At 65.7% G+C, this 24,991-nt stretch carries 16 protein-coding genes; 5 read left to right on the forward strand and 11 right to left on the reverse strand.

Going from position 1 to position 24,991, the window contains the following annotated elements; genetic code table 11:
* Window positions 1-29: 29 nt before the first annotated feature.
* The 6 genes from THIMADRAFT_RS06690 to THIMADRAFT_RS06715 all read right to left on the reverse strand — a co-directional run bounded on the left by THIMADRAFT_RS06690 (window position 30) and on the right by THIMADRAFT_RS06715 (window position 11,956).
* The gene (locus tag THIMADRAFT_RS06690; RefSeq protein WP_007192227.1) at window positions 30-4,181 is read right to left on the reverse strand and encodes a DEAD/DEAH box helicase; all 4,152 of its coding nucleotides are present in this window, start codon (window positions 4,179-4,181) and stop codon (window positions 30-32) included.
* Window positions 4,174-6,006: a hypothetical protein gene (locus tag THIMADRAFT_RS06695; RefSeq protein WP_007192228.1), complete on the reverse strand. Its 1,833-nt coding sequence runs from the start codon at window positions 6,004-6,006 to the stop codon at window positions 4,174-4,176. The genes THIMADRAFT_RS06690 and THIMADRAFT_RS06695 overlap by 8 nt, the downstream gene beginning before the upstream one ends.
* Before the next feature lie 437 nt (window positions 6,007-6,443).
* A complete protein-coding gene (locus THIMADRAFT_RS06700; protein ID WP_007192229.1) occupies window positions 6,444-8,213 on the reverse strand; it encodes an Hsp70 family protein in 1,770 nt (589 codons plus the stop codon).
* Complete coding sequence (locus THIMADRAFT_RS06705) at window positions 8,210-8,887, reverse strand: nucleotide exchange factor GrpE (protein WP_007192230.1); 678 nt, start codon at window positions 8,885-8,887, stop codon at window positions 8,210-8,212. The genes THIMADRAFT_RS06700 and THIMADRAFT_RS06705 overlap by 4 nt, the downstream gene beginning before the upstream one ends.
* A gap of 3 nt (window positions 8,888-8,890) precedes the next feature.
* A complete protein-coding gene (locus tag THIMADRAFT_RS06710; RefSeq protein WP_007192231.1) occupies window positions 8,891-9,184 on the reverse strand; it encodes a hypothetical protein in 294 nt (97 codons plus the stop codon).
* A gap of 150 nt (window positions 9,185-9,334) precedes the next feature.
* Window positions 9,335-11,956 (reverse strand): tetratricopeptide repeat protein, encoded by a 2,622-nt coding sequence (locus THIMADRAFT_RS06715; RefSeq protein WP_007192232.1) that lies wholly within the window; start codon window positions 11,954-11,956, stop codon window positions 9,335-9,337.
* A 220-nt stretch (window positions 11,957-12,176) separates the two neighbouring features.
* Between THIMADRAFT_RS06715 and THIMADRAFT_RS06720 the strand changes: the two genes are divergently transcribed.
* The 4 genes from THIMADRAFT_RS06720 (at window position 12,177) to THIMADRAFT_RS27005 (ending at window position 18,439) form a co-directional block, all read left to right on the forward strand.
* The gene (locus THIMADRAFT_RS06720) at window positions 12,177-12,638 is read left to right on the forward strand and encodes a PAS domain-containing protein (protein WP_007192233.1); all 462 of its coding nucleotides are present in this window, start codon (window positions 12,177-12,179) and stop codon (window positions 12,636-12,638) included.
* A 329-nt stretch (window positions 12,639-12,967) separates the two neighbouring features.
* Window positions 12,968-15,919: a chemotaxis protein CheB gene (locus THIMADRAFT_RS06725; RefSeq protein ID WP_007192234.1), complete on the forward strand. Its 2,952-nt coding sequence runs from the start codon at window positions 12,968-12,970 to the stop codon at window positions 15,917-15,919.
* Between the two features lie 4 nt (window positions 15,920-15,923).
* Window positions 15,924-18,221: a bifunctional diguanylate cyclase/phosphodiesterase gene (locus tag THIMADRAFT_RS06730; RefSeq protein ID WP_007192235.1), complete on the forward strand. Its 2,298-nt coding sequence runs from the start codon at window positions 15,924-15,926 to the stop codon at window positions 18,219-18,221.
* A gap of 53 nt (window positions 18,222-18,274) precedes the next feature.
* Window positions 18,275-18,439 (forward strand): hypothetical protein, encoded by a 165-nt coding sequence (locus THIMADRAFT_RS27005; RefSeq protein WP_158308361.1) that lies wholly within the window; start codon window positions 18,275-18,277, stop codon window positions 18,437-18,439.
* A gap of 92 nt (window positions 18,440-18,531) precedes the next feature.
* On the opposite strand, the gene THIMADRAFT_RS06735 is transcribed toward THIMADRAFT_RS27005, so the two are convergent.
* Window positions 18,532-19,191, reverse strand: a complete 660-nt coding sequence (locus THIMADRAFT_RS06735; protein ID WP_139052727.1) for a histidine phosphatase family protein — start codon at window positions 19,189-19,191, stop codon at window positions 18,532-18,534.
* Window positions 19,192-19,340: 149 nt separating this feature from the next.
* On the opposite strand from THIMADRAFT_RS06735, the gene phoU reads away from it, so the two are divergent.
* On the forward strand, window positions 19,341-20,006 hold the full coding sequence (gene phoU / locus THIMADRAFT_RS06740) for a phosphate signaling complex protein PhoU (RefSeq protein WP_007192237.1): 666 nt from the start codon (window positions 19,341-19,343) through the stop codon (window positions 20,004-20,006).
* A gap of 122 nt (window positions 20,007-20,128) precedes the next feature.
* Here phoU and THIMADRAFT_RS06745 read toward each other — a convergent pair whose 3' ends face one another.
* The 4 genes from THIMADRAFT_RS06745 to THIMADRAFT_RS06760 form a co-directional block, all read right to left on the reverse strand.
* Window positions 20,129-20,722 carry an SPOR domain-containing protein gene (locus THIMADRAFT_RS06745; protein WP_007192238.1) on the reverse strand — a complete coding sequence of 198 codons (594 nt, stop codon included), beginning with the start codon at window positions 20,720-20,722 and terminating at the stop codon, window positions 20,129-20,131.
* Window position 20,723: 1 nt separating this feature from the next.
* Window positions 20,724-22,496 (reverse strand): arginine--tRNA ligase, encoded by a 1,773-nt coding sequence (gene argS, locus THIMADRAFT_RS06750; protein ID WP_007192239.1) that lies wholly within the window; start codon window positions 22,494-22,496, stop codon window positions 20,724-20,726.
* Window positions 22,497-22,831: 335 nt separating this feature from the next.
* Window positions 22,832-24,535: an urease subunit alpha gene (gene ureC, locus THIMADRAFT_RS06755; protein ID WP_007192240.1), complete on the reverse strand. Its 1,704-nt coding sequence runs from the start codon at window positions 24,533-24,535 to the stop codon at window positions 22,832-22,834.
* A complete protein-coding gene (locus THIMADRAFT_RS06760; protein WP_007192241.1) occupies window positions 24,532-24,852 on the reverse strand; it encodes an urease subunit beta in 321 nt (106 codons plus the stop codon). The genes ureC and THIMADRAFT_RS06760 overlap by 4 nt, the downstream gene beginning before the upstream one ends.
* Between the last annotated feature and the right edge of the window lie 139 nt (window positions 24,853-24,991).

Consider the following 24,991-nt stretch of genomic DNA (forward strand, 5'->3'; position numbering starts at 1 on the left):
AAACCCTGCTGTTGACCGCAAGACGCGATTCAGCCGCGCACCAACGCCAGCATATCCGCGTAACTCAACCGCCCCCCGCCCTCGCTTCCTTCCAGCAACCCATCCGCTAAATCCCGCTTGGCGGCATGCAGCGCCAGGATTCGCTCCTCGATCGTATTCTTGGCGACCAGCCGATAGACGGTGACCGGACGCTGCTGCCCGATCCGGTGGGCGCGGTCGGAGGCCTGATCCTCGACGGCCGGGTTCCACCAAGGATCCATGTGGATCACATAGTCGGCGGCAGTGAGATTCAGACCGACGCCGCCGGCGCGCAGGCTGATCAGGAAAAGGTCGCCTTCTCCGGCCTGGAAGGCGGCGACGGCGGCACGCCGCTGCGGCTCGGGGGTGGAGCCGTCGAGATACTGGTAGCGGATGCCGCGGGCGTCGAGATGGGCACGGATCAGTGCGAGATGGTCGACGAACTGGCTGAAGACGAGCGCCTTGTGGCGGTTCTCCAAGAGCTCGTCGAGGATCTCGTTGAAGGCATCCAGCTTGGCGCTCGACAGATCGCTGTCCGGAAGCGCCAGACGCGGATGGCAGCAGGCGCGGCGTAGACGCATGATCTCGGCGAGGAGCTGGATGCGTTGCTGGCCGGGGTTGGCCGCTGCCTCCGGGTCGGACAGGCGTTCGACGGCCTGCCGGCGCATCGCCTCGTAGAGGGCCAGCTCGCCGTCGCTCAGCTCCAGCCTCAAGGTGATCTCGGTGCGCGGCGGCAGTTCGCTGAGAACCTCGCTCTTGAGCCGACGCAGGATGAAGGGGCGCAGCAGTTGGCGCAGACGCTGCCGCGCGCCCGCGTCCTTGTTCTGCTCGATCGGGGTGGCGAAGCGTCGGTTGAAAGTCTCCAGCGAGCCGAGCAGACCCGGATTGATGAAGCGGAAGAGGTTCCACAGCTCGCCGAGATGGTTCTCGACGGGCGTGCCCGTGGTGATCATCCGAAAGCCGCCCTTGAGCCGCATGATGGCCTGCGAGCGCTTGGTCAGGGCATTCTTGAAGGACTGGGCCTCGTCCGCGACGATGGTCTCCCAGGACACCGCGGCCAGGCGCTCCCCTTCGGTCTGCAGCAGACCGTAGCTGCAGATGATCAGATCGAAGGGGCCGGCGGCGTCGAGCATCGCGGCGCGATCGCCGGGGCCGAAGCGAAGCGGCTGCAGGGTCGGCGCGAAACGCTGCGCCTCGTCGACCCAGTTGCCGCAGACCGAGGTGGGCGCCAACACCAGGGTCGGACCCTTGGGTGCGCGCGACAGGATCAGGGTCAATGCCTGGAGGGTCTTGCCGAGACCCATGTCGTCGGCGAGACAGGCGCCGGCGCTCCAGTGCGCGAGCCGGGCGAGCCACCGGTAACCCTCGATCTGGTAGTCGCGCAACTCGGCCTGGAGCGTGGACGGGATCTCCGGCTCCAGATCCTCGACGGCGGCGAGGCGATCGAGCAGGGACTGCCATGCCTTGTCGGCATCGAGCGTCATCCCGTCGATTGCCTCGGCGATAGCCGGTGCGGCGAGCGGGTGGAAGCGGCCGGTGTCGGTTAGACCGCGCAGGCCCTCGAGCTTGCGCCGCAACGCCTGACTGAGGACGAGAAAGTTGCGCTCGCCGAGCGGGATAAAACGTCCCTTTGCGGCAGCCGCCAGATCCAGTAGCTCCTGCATGAGGAGGATCCGACCGCTGTCGAGCCGGATCTGGCCCTGCAGGTCGAGCCAGTCGCCCTCCTGCTCGATCTTGATGCGCAGAGACGCCATCTGCATCTCGGGCGTCAGTCCGATGCGCTTGCCCTCGGGCCAATCCAGAACGACCGCCTCGCCGAGCGCGTGGAGCTGCTCGAGCGTCGTCAACGCCGTTTCCAGGTCGTCGAGCGACCAGGTCCAAGCCTCGTTGTCGCGGAGCGCTGGACAGGCGTCGAGCACCTCGCGGGCCGCCGTTCGCTCACCCTCGAGGTCGCGGGTACAGCGTACGGCGCGCCCCTCGATCTCGGTGAGCAAGGTCGCCCGTCCCTGCCCCGGCAGGAGCTGAAGAGCGCTGTCGCCGAACGGGTGCATGCGCAGCTCCAGGCTCAGACCGGTCGCGAAGGGAATGAGATGCAGGTGGGGCCGGGCGTCGGCGGGCATGGTCTCCGCGGCGCTCTCGTCCCCGGCGATATCCGAATGGACGGTGACCATCGGGGCCACGGCAGCCAGCCCTTCGAGCAGCCGCGCCTCCGCGCCTTCGGGAACCTTGAGGCCCTCGGGTCCCAAGATGCGGGCGATCTCGCGATGGGCAGGCTCGAACCGGACCAGACGGACGCGTTTCGACGTCTCGTCGACCGGCAAGAGCGAACGGCCTTCCGGCGGGAAGGGCTCGATGGTCACCAGGATGTCCCGATTGCGCCGAACCACCGAGAGCGCGGGGTCGCCGAGCACCAGCTCCAGCGGGAGCTCGGTGACGCCGTTGCCGCCCTGCCGGCGCACCGTCAGCAGCGGGTGACCGACCGCGGCGAGCAGAGCGCGGTCCGCATCGAAGCGATAGCTCAGGCGGTCGGAGCCGCCATACCAGGACGACCCTTGCTCGCGGACGATACAGGCGCAGATCTCGCGGTCCTGCGGGGTCAGATAGCCGAAACTCTCCGGCTCTTCGACGAGCTTCTGCAGCGCCACGGCACGCCCGCTCGTCCAACCGCCCCGCTTCATGCGTTTCTGCTCGCGCGGCTCCAGCATGCCGTGCGTCTTGATGAAACCAAGCTGCCAGGCCATGCGCCGGTCGGTGCCCGCGGAGGTGTCCACCCCGGGTGCGGCATGGGCGCCGAGTCCCTTGAGCGCATCGAGCGCGATCTCCCAGGTCGCCTTGCGCGCGAGCAGATCGGTCATCGACACCAAACCGGCGGGCCGCTTGCCGAGCTCAGGTCGCTCGCCTTCGAAACCGAAGGCATCCAGGAGTGCGGCTGCCTCGTGGGCGTACCAGAGAAACCCGGCCTGATTCGCCTTCGCAGTCCAGCCGGCCAGGACGTCGAGCGCCTCGGGCGCCGGCCGCTCGCCGAGCCAATGCAGCATCAGGGACTGGAACAGGAGCACGAAGGCGCCGCGCAAACCGAGGCGTTGTTCCAGCCAGGCGCACTCGTCCACCCGTCGCTGTCCGGCCAAGACGGCCGTCAACTCGCCGAGCAGCCGATACACGGGTTCGACAGGGTCTGTCACATCGGCGCGCAGCGCGATCGCGACCTGCTGCTGAACAAATTCGAAGTCCTCCCGCTCGCCACGCCGCAGCCGCGTCAGCAAGGCCAGAACACCCGGAATTCCGGGCAGATAGACCTTGCGCTTGCGGGTCGTTTTGCGGATGGTCTCCCGTGCTGCATCGAAGACGTCGAGTGACTGCTCGTAGTGGCCGAAGAGGAACTGCAGCCAACCGCGCTGAACCAAGGCCGCTGGATCGCTGCGTCCGTCCAGCAAGGACGGAACCTCGGCAAGCCGGCCGCGCTGTAGTCTCTGCTCGATCAGTGCGTCGGCGACCTCGGGATGAGTTCCGACGAGCGGGACGAAGAGCTCTTCCATGAGGGCATAGGCGCCGGTGCGCTCGATCATGTCGCGTGCGGCCAGGCGCAACGGGGGAACGAGACCGGCGATCTTGAGCCGCGGGTCGAGCGTTTCCAACCAGGCGCGGTCCGTCGAGGACGTCAAGACCTGCGTCAGCGGCATGACATGGGCCGCGGACAAATTGCTCAACGACACCTGATCGCTCAAGGCGAACATCCGCAGCGCCTCCTCCTGACGCCCGGCGTACAGGGCAATACGGACCATCCGCAAACGCCGCTCGGGGCTCGGCACGAGCCAGGTGGATGCGTTCGTGGGGACGACCGGAATGACCCGCTCGGCCGCCGCGACGATCGACTCGAAGGTCCCGTCGGCGAGCGTCTCGCGCGTCAGGGGCTCGAGCAGATCACGACGACACGCGAGTGTGCTGCGTTCCGTCTCGATCTGGCCCGCTGCGGCTAAACGTCGGTACAGCGCCTCATCGACGCGCCGACTCAAGGGCTCTCCCGCCCGATCGCGCCAATCCAAGGCGTCCAGAATCTGGTGCAGCCGATCTCGGGCAATCGGCTCGCAGACGACCGAGAGCACACGCAGGATCCGTTGGTCCTCGATACCCAGCGCGGCGAAGGCGGTAGGTGCATCAGCCATTGCCGGTCTCCGGGAGCACGAAACCCAGCTTGGCAAGTCCCTTTCGGAAGGCGGCGAGCTTGGGCTCGGGGACGCATACCAAGCGCTCGCCCGCGCGGGTGCAGTGCGGCGCCGTGACGGGATCCGAGGTCAGCATGACGGCGATGGCGGGATCACGGCATTTGACGAGCCGAGCCGCTCCTGCATCGACGAGTGCGCTCGCGCGCTCCTCGACGTCGCGCAGCAGTTGGACGACCTCGGCCGGCAGGCCTTCGTCCGTCGACGACTCGATGAACGTTCGGATGCGTCCTCGCTCGCCGGTGTCGGCGCTGTGCCGCAGCACGGCATCGGGATCCAGATGCCAAAGCCTTGGCGAGAGCGGCTTGGCAATCTGCTCCAACACCAGCCGCTCGGCCGGCTCGGGCTCGCGCTCGAGGGTCACGAGCAGATCGGCCCCGATCGAGCACAGCGGCGGTCGTTTCGGGAGCACGGGCTCGTAGGTTTCGGCGAGTCCCAAGCAGTAGAGACCGAGCGCGTTGAGCCGGATGTACCTTAGCCCGTCGTAACGGCTCAGAAAGGCAAACTCGTCGACCCCCCAGGCGTCGTCGTAGTCAGACCTCGCGCCGTAGGGCGAGGTGTAGGCGACATCGATCATGCCCAGTGTGGCGAGATACTCGAAGAGATAGGCAAGGATGTAGCGACCCTGGAGGATCTCGAATCCGTCGGCGCCGTTCATGCCCAAGCTGCCGTAGTTTTGTTCGACGAAATAGAGGCCCCAGGCGTTCTCGGTCACCGCGAAACGGCGGCCGCGGAACTGCATCTGTCGGAAGAGCTCGTCGATGGCCACCCAGCGACCCGGCGGACAGCAGTCCCGCAGCGCATCGGCGATGACCGCTCGGCGCTCCGACACCGCGCTGAGCCGCACCCCTTTTGCCGTCTGCCCCTTGATCAGGTCGACGCGCCGCAGCTCATCGGGTGTGCCTTTGTATTGCCAGCGCGCGAAAAGGTGCGAGACCACCTCCTCGACCGGCTGAGACAGTGCCTTGTTGCCGCGCGCAGTCAGGACGAGCTTGCTGCCGTCGGCCTTCGCGAGCCCGCCGGCCTGCAGCAGGAGTGGCCAGGCAAAGGGGCGAATGGGCCGGATCGGACCGCCGGCCGAGCGTGGCTCGTCCAGGTCGTCGTCCGCGCTGTACCAGTCACCGCCGAGCAGGACGCTCTCCACTTTGGTCATTGAGGCGCTGCTCGGTAGACCCGTCTTGGCGCCGACGCTGATGCGGCCCTGACCGATCAGGCGCAGCACGCCGGGCAGGTCGTGATGGATCAGGGTCTCGGTTGCGAGACGCCGCAGCGACTCGGATGCCTCCTCTTCGGGCTCCAGGATGATCGCCGAGGCCATGCGCGTCGGCAGGTCCTCGTCGGCGAAGCTTACGGTCTCGAGCGGCGTCGGCACCGCGACGATCGACGCCAGTCGTTTGCACAGATCCTCGGGGATCGAGCCGTCGTAGAAGAAGAGCGTCAGCAGCGAACGCCGCTCTTGGCGGTCACGGTCGGGCCGCGAATAGGAATAGGCCACCGGCGGGACGAGGTTCGGAAGCGAGCCGTAGCGTGCCTTGAAGCCGGCACGGTCAAAAAAACCGCCCCAACGATGGACGCTCTCGGCAACGGCGTTTTGCTCGAGCTCGGAGAGTCTCCCCCAGTACTGGCTTAGATCCGCCGATAAGAGCTCATGGGAGATCGCCTCGACCATCTCCGCTTTCCGAGTCGAGCGGTTCCCGCTCAACAACAGGTTGCGGCGCTGTTTGAGTTGCTCGGCAGTCAGGGACCAGAGGGCCTGTTGTAGTGTCATGGGCGGACTCGGCAGAGGGTGTCGAACGTGCGAAGTCGAGGAGGGCGGAGACGAAAGTGCCCCCCGACAAGGCCCGCGCCTGCTTCAGATCGCGGATGGCGCCGGTCCTGTCGTCCTCGGCGAGACGACGAATCGCGCGTGTGAGGGCGGCATCGCCGGCACGATCCACCGCGTACAGCAGATGGAGATCCAGGCCGCAGCGGCGACACTGCTCGGCGCCGTCGAGACGGGCGCGACAATTGGGGCAACGGTCCATAACCTTAACCTGGCAGAGCCGGAACCAAGAGATGTGGTCGAAGGCTTTACTCGTTGTCGTTATCGTTGTCGTAATCGGATTCCGGACGAACACGACAACGACAACGACAACGCACGTTTCTACGACGGTTTGTTCAAGATTTGCGGCATAAGGGACGAACGCCCAACGCGCCGCGCGCGGTTTAGGATTCCAGATAGAAGATCAGATCGGAGAGCCCGTCCATCGCCTCGTGGATGGCGACATCATCGTGCGCCGCGACCGCGTCGCGCAGGGTCTCGATCAGGTTTACCAGGTCTTCGCGGTCCTCCGCATTGGCGGCCTCCATCAGACGCTCGGCCTTTTCGATCAGCGCCGTGGCCTGGACGCCGTCGCGCCGCTCGGCGCTTGCTCCGACGCTCTCCCCGACGTTGTCTCGGTCCTCGTTCGGCTCGGTGCTGAAGTCGCCGTCGATGAGCGCGCCGATGCGCGCGCGTGCGGCGGCCATGGTGTCCTGCTCGAAGCGGGCGGTGGCGTTGTCGATGACGATGCGCTGCTCGAGTCCGGTGCTCTTCTCGCGCGAGGTCACCTTGAGGATGCCGTTCACATCCAGGGAGAAGGTGGTGACGATGACATTGCCGGCCGGCGCGTCGCTCAGCCCCTCGATGCGGAAGGCGCCGATCTCGGTGTTGTTGAGTGCGTCCGGGTCCTCGCCTTGGTAGACGCGCACGTCGATCGCGGGTTGGCCGTCCTCGATGGTGGAGAAGGCCTCGCTCTTGGTGACCGGGATCGGGGTATTCTTACGGATCAAGGGGACATACACGAAGGGGTAATAGTCGCCGTTGAGCTCGCCGAGCGCGCTGGTCCCGAAGGTGTAGGGCGTGACGTCCACCAACACGCGCGAGACGCGCTGCCCCCCGATCACGGCCGCCTGGATGGCCGCGCCGCTCGCCACGCACAGATCCGGGTCGACCTCGCTGCGCGGTTGCATCCGCAGCAGCTCTTCGAGACGCTGTTGGATCAAGGGGGTGCGGGTCGCGCCGCCGACCAACAGCACCTCGCTGAGGTCGTCGATGCCCAGACCGGCCCCTTCGAGCGCGGTGTGCACCGCGTCCATGGTCTCGTCGATATAGGGCGCGATCATCGCCTCGTAGTCGTCGCGCGAGAGCTCGAGCGAGAGATTGACCGGTTTGCCCTGATGCTCGAGGAGATATTCCTCGTCGATACGGACGTAGGGGGCGTCGCTCAGCGCGATCTTGGCTGTTTCCGCCGCGCGGGTCAGGCGCGCCATGGCGACGCGATTCGCACTCGGGTCCGTGCCCTGCTCCTTCAGATGCGCGACCAGGTGATCCAGGATCCTGCCGTCGAAGTCATCTCCGCCGAGCTGGTTGTTGCCGTGGCTCGACAGGACCTCGGTCACCTCCTTGGCCAGACGCACGACCGAGACGTCGAAGGTGCCGCCGCCCAGGTCGTAGACCAGGATGGTCTTGGGCTCATGATGATCGACCTCGTAGGCCAGTGCCGCGGCCGTGGGCTCGTTGATGATGCGCACCACCTCGAGCCCGGCCAGCTGACCGGCATCGCGGGTTGCCTGGCGCTGCGCATCGGAGAAATAGGCCGGAACCGTGATGACCGCCTTGCTCACGGGCTGGCCCAGATCGGACTCCGCCGCGCGCTTGAGCCGGCCGAGGATGAGCGCCGAGATCTCCTGCGGGCTGTAGCGTTGCGCGCCCATCTCGATGACCGTGTCTTCGCCCATACGCCGTTTGACCGAGCGGATGGTGCGCTCCGGGGCCAGGATGTATTGGTTGCGTGCGCTCTGACCGACCAGGAGGGCGCCGTCGTCCGCGATCCCGACCACGGAGGGCAGGATGGGGTTGCCGTCGACCGGGATGAGTCGGACGCGCCCCTCCTCGACCACCGCGACCTCGGAGTTGGTGGTGCCGAGATCGATGCCGATGATGATGTCGCTCACTGGGTATGGTCCTCGAATTTGTTGACGATGACGTCGGCGAGCCGCAAGAGCGACTCGCCGTGGCGGTAACCGGTGCGCAGCTCCGCGAGCACCGTGCCGATCGGCAGGGCGGGATCACGCCCGACCTCGAGTGCACGCATGATCCGCGGATCGAAGGGCCGCCCGACGGTCTCGATCGGACGCACCTCGCGCCGATCCAGGGTCTCGTCGAGCCGGCGCAGGTTCATGCTCAAGCCTTGGGTCATGCCGGCGATGAACTCGGCAGCGCCGCTGGCGTGGGCAAGCCAGTTCGGCCGATAGGCGGCGGCCTGACCGCGGCCGTCCCGCAGCCGGTCGCGCAGCTCGATGAGCTCGAGCAGGATGTCGCGCTCGGCGTTCAGGGCGATGTCGCGGGCATCCTGCTGACGTCGGCCGAGCTCGGCGGACAGGTGCTCGTTCGCCTGCCGGAGGCTGTCGAAGAGGTCGCGAAACAGCTCGAGCGCGCTCTTCACCTGACGCGACTCGAGCTTGACCTCGTTCTTGAGCGCGGCCAGCTCGGCAAGCAGGGTGAAGAGATCCGGCGCGTCGGTCTCGTCCGTGTCCTCGATGCCCGAATCCGAGCCCTCGCGAGAGCCCGGCTCGTCCTCCAGATAGGCCCGGAACCGCTCGAGCAACGCCGCCTTTGCGTCCTCCATGCGTCAGACCTCGCCGCGCAGCAACGCGGTCAGCGTGGCCCGCTTCGGGCGTCGCGGATCGCTCAAGGGCGCGGCCTTCGCCAGGATGTCGGCGGCGGTCGGCGGTGTCTGATCGAAGAGCGCATACGCAAGCCGATCGCGACGCGTGCGGATCTTCTCGTAGGCCCCGCGCAGCGCCTCGAAACCGGCCGGATCGCGCTCGGGAGAGGCGCGGCGCAGACCGGCGAGATAGGCCGCTTCGATGGCGGCGTCGTCCGCATCGAGCGGGACGCCGAGGATGAGAAAGGGGTCGGTCATGAGATCAGGGTCCGATGGTTGTTGAACCGCGTCCGGCGGATCATGCGTTGCTGTCGTTTGGGTTCGATCTCGTGCGGGCCCGCGGGGTCGACGGGGACGCGGTTCAGAGAGTCGAGGTTCGGATGTCCCGGGGTCGCCGCGCCGGGCCGCTCAGCGGCGCTTTCGTTTGGCGCGAGCGCGTTTGCGTGTGCTCGGAGACGGCCCGGGGTTGAAATCGCCCGGATCCGCGAAGGGCAAATCTCTGGCATCGAGGTCGGCCGCCAAGGCATTGATCAGGACATCCAATGCCTCCTTGCCGATCTCGCGCTCCATCGCGCGCATCGATTCGCCGATCGGCCCCGGCATCTGCATCATGGAGCGAAAGCCGCTCGGCCCGAGGGTGCGAATCATGTCGGCCAAGAGCGCGATCGACCTCCCGGCCATGCCGCCGTCGTCGAACGCATCGTCGATGTCCTCGTCCTCGTCCTCGTCATCCCACTCATCTTCGATGAATCCGCCCCCGAAGCCACCGCGCGGCGGTCCACCGAAGGGCAGCGAGGGTCCGCTCAGGATCTCGATGATCCGATGCACGAGACGGGAGTCACCGTTGTCGCGGGCGCGCTCGAGCGCCTGCTCCAAACGCAGCATTTCGCGCATCGGGATGTTCCAGGGCACGACACCGTGGTGACGTGCCTCGAACGCATGGAGCTCGAAGACGGGCTCGCCGCGCCAGCGCTTCAAGGCGGCCTCCGCGAAGGCCAACCGCACGTCGTGCAGATCGGTGCGGCGCAGGGTTTCGCAGATCGACTCCATCTCGCCCTGATCGAGCTTGAGCCGGGCGGTCTGCTTGAGCGGCGCCTTCAACGTGCCCCCGACCTCGCTCGGGAGCTTGGCACCCGTATCCAGATGCGCCCGAACGCGCGAGAAGAAGGCACGCAGGTCCACCACGTCGGGCGTGGGTGCCTTGGTGAGTCCGAGCTGTTTCAGCAGCCGGGCGCCGGGAATACCGCAGGCGTCGGCCTCCAGCAGGAGAATGAGGCGTGCGGCCAGCCCTTTGCCGAGACTCTCGGCCACGGCCTGCAATCGCGCCTCGCCCTGCGGATCGAACGCGAGCAGCTCGGCCAGACCGCGCACTAGATCCAATCGTTCGCGCGTGCGCTCGGTGCGGCTCCAGTCCTCGGCCAGGGCGAGTGCACGCATCGCCAAGTCGGGCCGTTGATCTTTGAGGTTTTTGCGCGCATGGGCGAGATGCGCCTCCACCAGCCGCTCGCGCACCCCGCTGTTGATCGGATCCACCGCCAGGATGTCGGCGGCGATGGTCGCGGCCTTCTTGAAGGCCCCGCCCGCAATGGCGGTATCCATGGCGGCGGTCAGAACGGCCTTGTCTGTCGGCCAGCGCTCTTGGGCGCGCTTGAGGATCCGGCGGGCGTCCTTGAGCGCCTTGCCGCCGCGCAGGTAGTAGGCGATCAGGCCGAGATAGGTGGCGCGGTCGTCGGGGTCGTACTCGAGGCTGGATTCCAGCTCCGCTGCAATGGTTCCCGGCAAGGACTCCGGGTCGGAATCCGGCTCCATCCGCTGGAGGACCTGAAAGAGGGTCTCGGCGCGACGACGAACGAGCGCGATCCGCAACGCGGTCTCGCTGCCCGGCTCGACGCGATGCTCCGCGGCAGCCAACAGGAGGTCCGCGTAATCCTGCCAGTAGGTGACGACCTTCCAAGGATCGGGATCCGCCTCGCTTTCCCAGGCATCCAGCAGGTAGCCGTCGATCTTGCGCAGAGGCTTGCCGCCGACCTCGATCCACCATTTCGCGCCGGTCTGCGGCTTCGGCAAGAGCAGACGCAGCCCACGCTCGTGCACCCAGGTCTCGCCGAGTACCCGACGATGCCGAAACATCAGACGCAGAAGCTCTTTCGGTTGCGGTGAGTCGCCGAGCGTCTGAAGCTCGTTCCAGAGGACCGCGCGCTCGGCCGGCCAGCCGCGCAGAGAGAAGACCAGATCGCGTGTCGCCGGGCCGGCCTCGCGGAGCTTGGGCGCCAGCTCGATCTCCGAGAGCAGCGCCAGGCGTGCAGCATCGCGTAATCGGGCGAAGCCCGAGTCGTCGTCGATGCGGTCCAGGAGCTTGGCCGCCTCGCTACGCGCCTCCTCGGTCCAGTCCCCGCGATGATCGCGCGCGGCAGGATCGAGACGGCTCAATGCCTTGAGGATCTGAACCAGATCGCGATAGGGCGAGCGGAACGGGATCGCCTTCAGCGCCTGCGCGAGTGCCTGATCGTTGCCGACGCAATAGGCGTCGAGGGCCTCCTCGGCGACGGTCGCTTGGACCCGTATGGGGTCCTCGGCGGGCAGGGCCTCGGCAATCCCGGCCGTGCCGGCGAGCATCTGGGCCGCCAGATGGCCGAGCAGCAGCGCTCCGGATCCCGGGTCGGCCTTCAACGAGCGATCCTCCAGCATCGGCATGACCTGCGCGACACGGCCCAGACGGAGCAGGCAGACGGCATGGTCGGGATGCGCCGGGAGGGCCCCGAGGGCAGCGCGGTTTTCCCACATCACCAACGCCTCCTTGTGCATGCCTTTGGCGCCGAGCTGCCGGGCGCGTCCCGCGTAGGCATGTGCAAGTCCGTCGCGGAGCGATTCCCGGTCTTCACCCGCCGGGGCGCTTTTCAGCAACGCCTTGAAGCCTGCCGTCGCCTCGCGAAAACGCCCCGCATCGAGATCGGCGCGCGCCGACTCGGGCGTGACCGAGCACGCCTGCTGCAGGGCCTTGACCGACGGTCGCTTCTGCTTCTTTGCCATATTCGGATCGAATTCAGGGGGGAGAGGTGGCTGCCGACCATGCAGTATATATCGGTTGCCCTGACGTCTTCAGCTCGAACGGACCACGCGCGTTTCGATCCCGAGGCCGCTCGGAGCGCCGGTGGCTCGGTCGGAGCTTTGAGGTCGGCGTGCAAACATTGCCGCTCACACGGAAAGCCTCTAACCTCTGGCGGATACGAAACAACGCAGAGAGCACGCCATGGATTTCGTCGCCGACAAAGATGCGGATCTGATTCCTTTCGTGTTGTCTCAGATCCTCGATACCTCGATCAACGGCATTACACTCTCGGATCCGGATCAGGAGGACAACCCGATCGTTTACGCCAACGAGGCGTTCGAGCTGATCACGGGCTACAGCCGCGAAGAAATCGTCGGGCACAACTGCCGCATCCTCCAGGGTCAAGACCGCGATCAGGAGGGGTTGGAGAAGGTTCGCGAGGCGATTCGCGAGCGCAAGCGGACCACGGTCACGCTGCGCAACTATCGTAAAGACGGGACGCTGTTCTACAACCGATTTTCCATTCGGCCGCTGTACGATCGGCAAGGCAAGCTGATCTATTTCCTCGGGGTCCAGTACGACGTAACCGAGCAGGTCTACGCCAGGGAAGAATTGGAGCGGCTCAAGGAGATGTTGCGCGTCGCCGACCGGGAGACCGGCTAGTGCATCACGGGGGCCGGCTTGGCCGGTTTCTCGAGACCCTCTGTCATGGTGATGCCTTCCGCAGCCGGGCCTCGACCGGCGACGGCGAGCGTCCATGCGAACCACGCCTTGCCGTTCGAGAACGGGCAGGGAACATCGTCCGGATGCCTGATGAAGATCACGGCACGAGCGGCAAGGCACGACTAAACTCCATGGCCGTCGCGACTTGGCCTCGGCCGCTGTAGGGTCGCCTTGGAACCCCGTCGGGCCGATCTCGGCCGTCAAGCCGGTCCGGTACAGGAACGGGCGTCAGTGACCCGGCAGCGCAGGAGCCACAGGAACAATCCATCATGTCGAAGGTGATCGAAACCGAGCAGCCACAGGGCGAGCGCACGCGAGCGGGGCAGTTCCACGGCTATGTGGTGGCGATCGGCGCGTCGGCCGGCGGGCTCGATGCGTTGGAGCGTTTCTTTCAGTCCTTGCCGGCCGATCTGGGCGCCGCCTACGTCGTGATCCAGCATCTCTCGCCGGATCACAAAAGCATGATGGCCAATCTGCTCGGCCGCCATACCTCGATGCCGGTCGTGACGGTCGAGCACGATATGCGTATCGAGCCCGACCGGGTTCATCTGATCCCGCCCGCCAGCATGATGAGCGTCTCCGGCGACGCTCTGCGACTGACGCCGAAAAACCCGCGCGGGCTCACGCTGCCGATCGACCTCTTCTTCACCTCGGTGGCGAAGGAATTCGGCAAGCATGCCATCGGCGTGGTGCTCTCCGGGACCGGATCCGACGGCACACGCGGCGCGGTCGCCATCAATGATGCCGGAGGTCTGCTGCTCGCCCAAGAGCCTGAGTCCGCCAAGTTCGACGGCATGCCGCGCAGTGCGATCGCGACCGGCTTGGTCGACGCCATCCTGCCGCCGGACGAGCTGGGTCCGCGCATCGTCGAGCACATCCATCAGATCCACCGAGCCAAGGTCCAGCCCGACGGGCGCGCCCTGGGCATCGACAAGGACGACGCCTTCGAGGAGACGATGCACCTGTTGCAGCATCAGGGCGGCATCAACTTTCGGGAATACAAGCCGGCCACCGTGATGCGCCGAATCGAGCGGCGGATGCAGGTCCGTCACACCCCGGATCTCGCCAACTATGTCCGGCTGCTCGATAACGATCGGGGGGAGCTGGCGGTTCTGCGCCGGGAGATGCTGATCCCGGTGACCAGCTTCTTCCGGGATCCGGAGACCTTCGACATCTTGGCCGAGACGGTCGTGAAGACGATCGTCGCGGAACGGGGCGAGAACCAACCGATCCGGGTTTGGGTGGCGGGGGCCTCTACCGGCGAAGAGGCCTACAGCCTGGCGATCTTGTTCGCCGAGGCCTTCGACCGGGCTCGGCGCTGGCCGAACTTCAAGCTCTTCGCAACCGACGTGGAGCAGCAAAACGTCGAGGTCGGGGGGGCCGGGGTCTTCTCCGAGGCGATCACCGCGGAGCTCTCCCCGGAGCGCCTCGAGCGCTTCTTCTACAAGCGCGGCAACCACTTCGTGGTCAAGAACGAGATCCGCCAGAGCATCGTCTTTGCCAAGCACAATCTGCTCGAAGATCCGCCCTTCACGCGGATGGATCTGGTTTCGTGCCGCAATCTGCTGATCTATTTCCGTACCCAGGCCCAGGAGCGCGCGCTTCGCCGTATCCAGTACGCGCTGGCGCCCGGCGGCTTCCTCTTCCTGGGTCCGAGCGAGACCCTGGCCGAGCTCCAGTCGGATTTCACCGCCGTCAGCTCCAAGCACAAGATCTACCGCATCCTGCGCCATCTGTCGCTGCCGCTTGATCTGGCGCATACGCCGCTCGCAGCGCGCGTCGCCGGCGCCCCGGGGCGCCGGCCCGGGGGGCGCGGCCATCAGCTCGCCAGCGATGCCGCCGTCATCGATGCCGGACAGTCGATGCTGCTGCGCGGCTATGCGCCGGCCAGTCTCTTGCTCGGCAGTCGCTTCGAGCTGCTCCACGTCTTCGGCGAGGTCGGCGACTATCTGCGTATCGCCGAGGGCAATGCGACCCTGGATGTGGCCAAGCTGCTCGCGGCTCCGATCGCCCCGGTCGCCCAAGCACTGCTGCACAAGGCGAAGCGCAGCGCTGCGCCCTTGCGCTCCGACGTCCTGACGGTCGGACTCGCGAACGGCACCTCGCAGCGGCTGCGTTTGGTGGCGCGTCCGTTGGACGTCATCCAGGGCGAGTCGCATCTGCTGCTGTCCTTCGAGTCCGAACCCGAGCCGCTGCCGATCGAGACGCTCTCGACCTCGGCCGCCATGGAAACGATCAACATCGATCGCGAGACGATCCAGCGCATGGAGACCCTCGAGCGCGAGCTGAACGCCACGCGCGAGAGTCTGCAGGCGACGATCGAGGAGCTGGAGACCGCAAACGAAGAGCTGCAGGCGACCAACGAGGAGCTGATGGCCTCCAACGAGGAGCTTCAAAGCTCCAACGAGGAGCTCCAATCGGTCAACGAGGAGCTCTACACCGTCAACGCCGAGAACCAGGAGAAGATCGAGATCCTCAATCGGCTCAATGCCGATCTGGACAGCATGGCCAAGGCCGCCGCCATCGCCACCGTCTTTGTGGATTCGTCGCTGCGCCTGACGCGTTTCACGCCCGAGGCGACCAGCCTCTTCAAGATTCGCAACGGTGATCTCGGGCGGCCCATCGACGATTTTGCGAATCTGCTTCAGTATCCGAGCTTCATCGAGGAGCTGCATCGCACCGTCGACAGCGGCGAGATGCTCCAGCGCGAGATCCATGCCGCCAACGGGCGCGTCTATCTCGTGCGCGTTCTGCCGTATGCGGTGCGTCCGGGGGATGCGCGCGGCGCGGTCGCGACCTTCGTCGACATCACCACGCTCTACGACAGCGAGCGCATGCAGGCCGTGCTCGACTCGCTGCCCGAGCATGTCGCCGTGCTTGATCCTAAGGGTGTCATCACGCTTGTGAATCGCGCCTGGTGCGAGTTCGCCGCAGCCAACGGCGACCCCGATCTGAAGGTCTCGGGCGTGGGATCCAACTATCTTTCGGCGTGCGATGGCGGCTTGGGCGAGGACAGCCCCGGGGGGCGGGCCGCATTGGAGGGCATCTGCGCGGTCCTCGAGGGGCGGCGCGACGGCTTCTCGATGGAGTACCCCTGCCACTCTCCGCTGGAAAAACGTTGGTTCTCCATGCACGTCGCGCCGATTCGACACGCCGGCGGCGGCGCGATCGTCAGCCATATCAATGTCAGTCAGTGGTCCGAAGGCGACAACGAAGGTTAGCGGCGTGACGACGGCAGACGATCAGCCGGGAGCGGACCCCGGCCACCCGTTCGAGATCCCAGACGAGGAGCTGCGCGCGCGCGCGCTTCTCGCGCTGCGGCAGGGGCGCTTCGATCTGGCCGAAAAACTCCTCGCCGGCAAGGACGTCGACCAAGCCGCCCTGGTCGAAAGTCTGCGGATCTATCAGGCCGAGCTCGAGATCCAGAACGAGGAGCTGCAGCACAGCCATCAGCGGACCCAAACCGCCCTGAACCGCTTCATGGCCTTCTTCGATAGCCTGCCCGTGGCGGAGCTGGTCGTCGACGGACAGGGGCTCGTCAAGGAGGCCAACGAGGAGGCGCGACGTCTCTTCGGTCTTCGCGACACGGTCTACCACCAGTACTTCTTCGTCCGTTTGATCGAGGAACCCGATCGGGGAGTGGCCATTCATGCGTTCGCAAATCTGCATCCCGACGCGCCGATCGATCTTCACGAGCTGAGATTCCGTACCAAGTCCGCAAAGGTCTTCATCGGCGATCTGCACATGGCTGCATTGCCGAGCGACGCGGATGAAGGGCGGCGGGTCCTCTGTGCCGTCGTGGACCGAACCGACGCTGTCCTGCAACGCGAGGCGTTGCGCGAGAGTCGCGAGCGCTATCGGGTCATCGCCGAATTCAGCTCGGACTGGGAATACTGGATCGGGCCCGACGCGCAATACCGCTACGTCTCACCCGCCTGCATGCGCCTCACCGGCTATCCGTCGGCGGCGTTCATCGCCGACCCGGACCTCTTCGCCCGCCTGCTTCATCCGGACGATCGCCACCTTTGGACGCAACACCTCGGGGCCCATCTCGGCGACGAGTCGGGCGGCATCGCGCCGCTCGAGCTGCGTATCCGCCACCTCGATGGCCATGAGTATTGGATCGAGCATTCCTGTACCCCCGTCTTCGGCGAATCGGGAGATTTTCTCGGACGCCGAGGCGTGAATCGAGACATTACGGAGCTGAAACGCTCGCGCGAGCAGCTGCACTTTCTCGCGCAGCACGATGCCCTCACGGGACTGCCGAACCGGAGTCTGTTCCGCCAGCGCTTGGAGGAGGCGATCCCCCGCACGATCCGACGCGGCGGCGAGACGGCACTCCTCTTCCTGGACTTGGACCGCTTCAAGATCGTCAACGACACGCTCGGGCACCCGGTCGGCGACCGCTTGCTCAGACAGGTCGCAGCGCGCTTGACGCAAGCCGTCCGGGCGAGCGATACCGTCGCACGCTTGGGAGGCGATGAGTTCGTCGTCATCTCCGAAGAGGTTGGAGAGCCCAACGACGCGGCGCTCCTCGCAAGACGTCTGCTCGATCTCTTCGCGACACCCTTCGACGTGGACGGTCGCGAACTCTTTCTCAGCTTAAGTATCGGCATCGGCATTTATCCGCTCGACGGAATGGATGTCGACACCTTGCTCCGACATGCCGATATCGCCATGTACCGCGCCAAGGCGGCCGGCCGCAACGGTTTCAGGTTCTTCGATCCCGAGATGTCGGAAGGTGCAGCCGAGCGCCTGCGCCTGGAGCAGGAGTTGCGAAACGCGCTCCCGCGCGACGAGCTGCTGCTCGAATATCAACCCCAGGTCGGTTTGCCCGACGGCAAGCTGTGCGGCGTCGAGGTGCTGTGCCGCTGGGACCATCCGAGGCTGGGGCTGCTGTCTCCCGCGCATTTCCTGCCCTTGGCGAACGACATCGGGCTGATCGATCAATTGGATCTCTGGGTCCTCGAGCATGCTTGCGGTCAGGTTGCGGCATGGGATCGAGGCGGCTTTTCGGTGCCCCGGCTTGCTGTGAATCTATCGGTCCAAAGGATCCAGAGCAACGATGTCCTGGAGAAGATCAAATCGATCCTTGCCCGGACGGGTATGGATCCGCGGCGTTTGGAGCTGGAGCTGACCGAGGCATCGATCATGGATCGCCCGGCGAGCACGATCGCCAATCTGGGACAGCTCAGCGGCCTCGGTATCGGCTTGGCGGTGGACGACTTCGGTACCGGCTGTTCGTCCCTGGCATGCATCAAGCGCCTGGCGATCAGACGCCTGAAGATCGACCGCTCCTTCATCGAGCGGCTGACGACCGGCAGCGACGATGAAGCCATCGTGCATGCGGTCATTGGTCTGGCGCGTAGTTTGGGGCTGGCCGTGCTCGCGGAAGGCGTCGAAACAGCCGGGCAGGCCGATCTGCTGATTCGCGGCGGCTGCGACGAGGCGCAGGGCTATTTCTTCGGCAGAGCGGTCGGAGCGGCGGAGCTCGCATCGCGCTACAGCTCCGGAAAGACTTAAACCGCGTCCCAGCGAAGAGCCATGGATGCATTAAACGTCGAGCTCACCTGAACGTGAGCATCGCGCTCTGGACGCGGTTTGGAAACGTGGCAGAAATAAGCCGAGCACCGAATCGAATCCTTGTCGTTGTCGATTACGACAACGACAACGACAACGACAACGACAACGACAAGCGTGGCAAAGGTATTTTCTCGTCGAGTCGTTTTACCTATTTCTGAACCAAGCCTTATGCGGATGTCCGCGCTTGCGGGTCCGTCAAACCGCACGCGTCGCATCTGCGGGAACGCATCGAGCTTCGCACCGACACCGATCAGGCTCGATCAACCGAGCCGCTCGAGACCTGCACCCCGCTACCGGCATGGGAGATCGAACACGCCGACCCATCCGTCACGGCAAGCCAAAGCGACTCTCCGTTCTTACGCTTCATGTCGAGCACCAGGGTCCGCGGCAGATCTCCGACATACCGAGTGATGGCATCCATGACCCAACCGTGCGTGACGGCAAGGACGTGCCCGCCCGCATTCAGGCGTGCAATCCCATGCAACGCCGCGATGACCCGATCGGCGAACTGATCCATCGATTCGCCTTCGTCGAAATGACAGGCGGGATCTCTGCGCAGGATGTCTGCATGCAGGCCCGGGTGCAGCACGGAGAGATCCTGCTTGGTCATCCCCTGAAGACGGCCGAAATTACGCTCCTTCAGGCCTTCACAGCAGATCGGCGCCGGGAGCCCCAGGAGCTCGGCGACGATCTGCGCGGTCTCCGACGCCCTGCTCAGGGGGCTCGTCCAGACACGCGAAAAGCCGGCGTCCTTGAACGCATCGGCCATCTCGAAGGCCTGCTTTCGGCCGTTGGCGTTGAGTGGAACATCGAGCCATCCCTGCAAAACCCCGGTGATGTTCCAGTCGGTTTCGCCGTGACGGGTCACGCAGATCGTCGCGGGGGCGTGCGCTGAGTCCGTGTCGGTCATGAGGGTCATATCGTGTGGCGAGTCGGATCGCATCCTAGGCGGGCGGGCGTCCTTATGTTATACCGAGCGCCCACGTGCGCTCGGTTTTATCCGGCGCCGAAACCGTCGGGCGTTCGACGGCATCAACTCAAGAGACCGGGGATGACGGGATGAGCGAGAACATCAATCTGGTGCAGCGCCGACGTGCGCAGCTTCAGAGTGCGGTCGGCGGCCTTGGAAAGCTGGTCATCGCCGCCTTGAACCAATCAGTGACCTGCCTGAGCCAACATGACCTCGAGCTTGCCGAGCGCATTATCGAAGGGGACGCTCAGATCAATCAACAGCGGCGTGTGCTCGAGCAGGAATGTCTGGTGACGCTCGCGGCCTATAAGCCGGCCGGTGCCGATCTGCGCGCCATCGGCGCGTGCATGGAGCTGGTCTCGGAGCTCGAGCGCATCGGGGATTATGCCGCGGATGTCGCTCGGATCCTGCGCAGGGCGGGGGAGACGCGGTTCCCGAGCGAATCGGTCGAGGCGATCGTCGAGGTCGCCGCGGATGCGATCGCCATGCTCGGCGAGGCATTGGATGCCTTCACCTGCGGGAGCGACGAGCAGGGTGCCCGGGCGAGCATTGCACGCGAGGATCAGGTCGATCGCAACGAGCAAGCCGTCATGCAGCGAGTGCTCGCCATGATGCGCGCCGACCCGGATTTCGCCGCGACCGGAACCTATCTGCTCTGGATCGTGCACAACTACGAGCGGGTCGCGGATCGGGCGACCAACGTCGCCGAGCGTGCTGTCTATGTCGCCTGCGGCGAGACGCTCGAGCTTGGCTAAACCGCGTCCGGCGCGGTATGCACTGTTGTTGAACGGGGTCGGCCTCGGCGGACGTGACGAGCGTTGGAGTCGGCGCGGTTTCGGTCGGCACGCGACGTCGCGACCGGCGCCGGGCGTCGCGCTTACTTGATCGGGATCGTCATCGCATCCTTGCCGTTGCGTTTCAGCAGGGCGCGCACCTTGTCGACGGCGGCCTGATCGGCATAGGGGCCGGTGCGTACACGATGGTAGGTCTCGCCGCTCGGGATGGTCGCTTTCTCCACGCGACTGGAGATGCCGAGGAGCGCGAGCTCCGCCTTCAGCCGCTCGGCGTCGCTCGCGCGCCTGAAGGATCCGACTTGGACGAGGAAGCCCTTGCCGTTTGTCGAGGTCGGTACCGCGGGCGGCGGCGCAGGCTGCACCGTCTCGACGGCGGCCGGAGGCTCGGGGCGCGGCGCGGCCGGCGGTGGTGGTGGGGGCGGGGCGATATCGACCTCGGTATCGCGCAGAAGGTTGGGAAACTCGAAGCTCGGAGGCGCGGCCGCCGGCCGTTCGACCTTGGCCGGCAAGGCCGCGGGCGGTGTCTGCATGGCGTCCGGGTTCTGGGTCCAATAGAGACCGACCCCGAAGGCGCCCAGCATGCCGCCGAGCAGGAACGACCACAGACAGGAATGTCCCTGCTTGCCGCGCCGCGGCGTCGCCCGCGCGAGGCTGGCCCGCCGATAATCCTTGCTCATCTCACATGGCCTCCGGGGCGGAGACGCCGAGCAGACCCAACCCGTTGCGCAGCACCTCGCGCACCGCCAGGATCAGTTTGATCCGCGCGTCGCGCAGGTCCGCATCCGCGACCAGGAACTGGTGCGCGTTGTAGTAGGTGTGAAGCTCGTTCGCCAGCTCGCGCAGATAATGGGTGAGCAAATGCGGCTCGGCCTTGAGCGCAGCCGCCTCGACCACCTCCGGATAGCGCGCGAGGGTGCGTTGCAGCGCCAGCTCGTGCGTCTCGGTCAGTCGCTCCAGATTCTGGACATCCGGGCTGGGTTCCACCGGCATCCCCTTTTCCGCGGCCTGCCGCAGCACGCTGCACACCCGTGCGTGGGCGTATTGGACGTAGTAGACCGGGTTGTCGGAGGATTCAGACTTGGCCAGATCCAGGTCGAAATCCAGGTGTTGCTCGCAGCGACGCATGACATAGAAGAAGCGAGCGGCATCGCGCCCGACCTCCTTGCGCAACTGGCGCAGCGTCACGAACTCGCCGGAGCGGGTCGACATCTGCGCCTTCTCCCCCCCGCGGTAGAGGATCGCGAACTGGACCAGAAGGACCTCGAGACGCTCGACCTCGTCGCCCATTGCCTGGAGCGCGGCCTTTACGCGCGGCACATAGCCGTGGTGATCGGCGCCCCAGATGTCGATGACGCGCTCGAAGCCGCGCTCGAGCTTGTCCATGTGATAGGCGATGTCGGAGGCGAAATAGGTGCTCTGACCGTTCTCGCGCACCACCACCCGATCCTTCTCGTCGCCGAAGGCGCTGGAGCGGAACCAGAGTGCACCGTTGCGCTCGTAGACGTGGCCCGCCTCGCGCAGGCGCTCGATCGCGCGGGTGACGGCCCCGCTTTCGGCGAGTGTGCGCTCGGAATACCATTCCTGATATTCGACGCCGAACTGGGCCAGATCCTCGCGAATGTCGTCGAGGATGGTGTTCAGCCCCAGCTCGAAGACGTAGCGGTAGCGGTTGTCGCCCAGAAGATGCTTGGCGGCGGCGATGACCCCGTCGATATGGGCCTCCTTGTCGCCGCCGTCCTGTCCGTCGGGCAGCGCATCGGGCGGCAGACCGGCAAAGACCGCGGCGGCATCCACCCGATAGGCGTCGCCGTGCTCGCGATGCAGCGTCGCGGCGATGTCCCAGACATAGTCGCCCTTGTAGCCGTTGCTCGGAAAGGTCAGCTCCTCGCCGCACAGCTCAAGATATCTCAGCCAGACGGAGCTTGCGAGGATGTCCATCTGCCGCCCGGCATCGTTGACGTAATACTCGCGGTGGACATCGAACCCGACGGCTGCGAGCAGATCGGCGACGACCGCGCCGTAGGCGGCCCCGCGACCGTGTCCGACGTGCAGGGGCCCGGTCGGATTGGCCGAGACGAACTCCACCTGCACGCGCCGCCCGGCACCGATTCGGCTGAGCCCGAAGGCGGGGCCGGCGCTCAGGATCTCGGGGATCAGCCTGCGGTAAGCATCTTCGGCGAGAAAGAAGTTGATGAAGCCCGGGCCTGCGATCTCTGCGCGCGCGATCAGCGGGGAGGGGGGCAGGGCGTCCAGAAGGCGTTGCGCCACCTCGCGCGGCTTGGCGCCCAGTCGCTTGGCGAGCACCATCGCGACGTTGGTCGCGAAATCGCCGTGAGACGTGTCCTTGGTTCGATCCACTTGAGGGGCGGGAAGCCCGTCGGCGTCGCCCGTCGGGGCGTCGACGAGGCTCGCCAGTGCCGTGCGGATCAGATCGGTGATGGCCTGTTTCATAGGGACTTCATTGGGTTTCGGTCGGGTCTGCAGGCAATATAGCCTGCGAGGCAGGTGGCGTGCCGCAGAGGGATGCGTCGTCGGGACGATAGAATAACCGAATCCGCCCCTCAGAGGGATCGACCGGGCGGGCGTTGATCCAAAAGACCGACCCGTAGGGTGGACGAGCGAGAGCGAAGTCCACCGATGCCTGCACCGGGGCTGGTGGACTGCGCTGCGCTTGTCCACCCTACGGCGTTTGTTCACCCTACGGCGCTTGTCCCTTCCGGTTCGATCGGGGTGTCGACGGGCGCACCTGGACACCCCGACGATCCGAGCGCCGGAGCGCGCCCCGCTCAGAACAAAAAATACCGCTGAGCAAGCGGCAGCACCTCGGCCGGCTCGCAGGTCAGAAGCTGTCCGTCCGCGCGCACATGGTAGGTCTGGGGATCCACCTCGATCATCGGCTGATAATCGTTGTGGATCATGTTGGACTTGCGCACCAGTCGGCTGTCGCGCGTGATCCCGACCAGACGCTTGAGATCCAGACGCTGAGGCTCGCCGGCCTCCAAGGCCCATTGCGAGACGAAGGTCATGCAGGTCGCGCTCAAGGCACCGCCGAATGCCCCGAACATGGGGCGATAGTGAACCGGCTGGGGCGTGGGGATGGAGGCGTTGGGGTCGCCCATCGCGGCCGCCGCGATCAGGCCGCCCTTGATGATGAGACTGGGTTTGGCCCCGAAGAAGGCCGGCCGCCAGAGCACCAGATCCGCGAGCTTGCCGACCTCCACCGAGCCGACCTCGTGCGCGATGCCGTGGGTGATCGCGGGGTTGATGGTGTATTTGGCGATATAGCGTTTGGCGCGGAAGTTGTCGTGCTCGGCCGGATCGCCCGGTAGCGAGCCGCGCTGGACCTTCATCTTGTGGGCGGTTTGCCAGGTGCGGCAGATGACCTCGCCGACACGACCCATCGCCTGAGAGTCCGAGGAGATCATCGAGAAGGCACCCAGATCGTGCAGGATGTCCTCCGCAGCGATGGTCTCGCGGCGGATGCGCGACTCGGCGAAGGCGACATCCTCCGGAATCGACGGGGACAGATGATGGCAGACCATCAGCATGTCCAGATGCTCGTCGACCGTGTTCACCGTATAGGGTCGGGTCGGATTGGTCGAGGACGGCAGGACGTTCGGCAGGCCGGCTGCCTTGATGATGTCCGGGGCATGGCCGCCGCCCGCGCCCTCGGTATGGTAGGTGTGGATGCAGCGATCCTTGAAGGCGGCGATCGTGTCCTCGACGAAGCCGGACTCGTTGAGCGTGTCGGTGTGGATCGCGACCTGCACGTCCATCTTCTCGGCAACGCCGAGACAGCAGTCGATCGCGGCCGGGGTCGTGCCCCAATCCTCGTGCAGCTTCAGCCCCATGGCGCCGGCGCGGACCTGTTCCTCGAGCGCGTTCGGCAGACTGCCGTTGCCCTTGCCGAGGAACCCGAGATTGACCGGAAGCGCTTCGGCGGCTTGGAGCATACGGCGGATATTCCAGGGCCCGGGTGTGCATGTCGTGGCATTGGTGCCGGTCGCCGGTCCCGTCCCGCCGCCCAGCATCGTCGTCACACCGGACATGAGCGCCTCTTCGATCTGCTGGGGGCAGATGAAGTGGATGTGGGCGTCGATGCCGCCTGCGGTCACGATCTGACCTTCGCCTGCAATCACCTCGGTCCCCGGTCCCACCAGGATGTCCACGCCGACTTGCGTGTCCGGATTGCCGGCCTTGCCGATCCCGACGATGCGGCCCTTCTTGATGCCGATGTCGGCCTTGACGATACCCCAATGATCTAGGATCAAGGCATTGGTGATGACGAGATCCACCACCTCGTCGGCTTGCCGTTGGCACTGTCCCATGCCGTCGCGGATCACCTTGCCGCCGCCGAACGTCACCTCCTCGCCGTAACAGGTGCGATCCTCCTCGACCTGGATGAAGAGCTCGGTGTCGCCCAAACGCACCCGATCCCCGACGGTCGGACCGTACATGGACGCATACGCCGCCCTGCTGATCTTGCTCATGACTGATCTCCGTCGAGCGCGCCCATGACTTGGGCGTTGAAGCCGTAGACGATGCGGTCGCCGGCATAGGGAATCAGGGTCACGGTGCGGGATTGACCCGGTTCGAAGCGCACGGCCGTGCCGGCGGGGATGTCGAGCCGACAGCCTCGGGTCTGCTCCCGATCGAAAGAGAGCGCCGAGTTGGTCTCGTAGAAGTGGTAGTGCGATCCGACCTGGATCGGACGGTCACCGGTGTTGGCGACCGTGATGGTCAGTCCGGGCCGGCCGGCGTTCAGCTCGATGTCGCCCGGAACCGTGATGATCTCACCTGGAATCATGGGCCTACTCCTGACTAAACCGCGCCCGGCGCGGTATGAGATGTTTTTGGATGAGATCGCTCCCGGCAGACTTTATGACCGTGGGAGTCGGCGCGATTTAGGACATTAAAGTTATCAAATCCGAAAAACACATGAACCG

The sequence above is a fragment of the Thiocapsa marina 5811 genome (assembly GCF_000223985.1).
Lineage (GTDB): Bacteria > Pseudomonadota > Gammaproteobacteria > Chromatiales > Chromatiaceae > Thiocapsa > Thiocapsa marina.

Bases quoted from the DNA above. Each gene is read 5' to 3' on its own strand.
- THIMADRAFT_RS06690 (WP_007192227.1), bottom strand. From the start codon at position 4,181: ATGGCTGATGCACCTACCGCCTTCGCCGCGCTGGGTATCGAGGACCAA.
- THIMADRAFT_RS06695 (WP_007192228.1), bottom strand. From the start codon at position 6,006: ATGACACTACAACAGGCCCTCTGGTCCCTGACTGCCGAGCAACTCAAA.
- THIMADRAFT_RS06705 (WP_007192230.1), bottom strand. From the start codon at position 8,887: ATGGAGGACGCAAAGGCGGCGTTGCTCGAGCGGTTCCGGGCCTATCTG.
- THIMADRAFT_RS06710 (WP_007192231.1), bottom strand. From the start codon at position 9,184: ATGACCGACCCCTTTCTCATCCTCGGCGTCCCGCTCGATGCGGACGAC.
- THIMADRAFT_RS06715 (WP_007192232.1), bottom strand. From the start codon at position 11,956: ATGGCAAAGAAGCAGAAGCGACCGTCGGTCAAGGCCCTGCAGCAGGCG.
- THIMADRAFT_RS06720 (WP_007192233.1), top strand. From the start codon at position 12,177: ATGGATTTCGTCGCCGACAAAGATGCGGATCTGATTCCTTTCGTGTTG.
- THIMADRAFT_RS06725 (WP_007192234.1), top strand. From the start codon at position 12,968: ATGTCGAAGGTGATCGAAACCGAGCAGCCACAGGGCGAGCGCACGCGA.
- THIMADRAFT_RS06735 (WP_139052727.1), bottom strand. From the start codon at position 19,191: ATGACCGACACGGACTCAGCGCACGCCCCCGCGACGATCTGCGTGACC.
- phoU (WP_007192237.1), top strand. From the start codon at position 19,341: ATGAGCGAGAACATCAATCTGGTGCAGCGCCGACGTGCGCAGCTTCAG.
- THIMADRAFT_RS06745 (WP_007192238.1), bottom strand. From the start codon at position 20,722: ATGAGCAAGGATTATCGGCGGGCCAGCCTCGCGCGGGCGACGCCGCGG.
- argS (WP_007192239.1), bottom strand. From the start codon at position 22,496: ATGAAACAGGCCATCACCGATCTGATCCGCACGGCACTGGCGAGCCTC.
- ureC (WP_007192240.1), bottom strand. From the start codon at position 24,535: ATGAGCAAGATCAGCAGGGCGGCGTATGCGTCCATGTACGGTCCGACC.
- THIMADRAFT_RS06760 (WP_007192241.1), bottom strand. From the start codon at position 24,852: ATGATTCCAGGTGAGATCATCACGGTTCCGGGCGACATCGAGCTGAAC.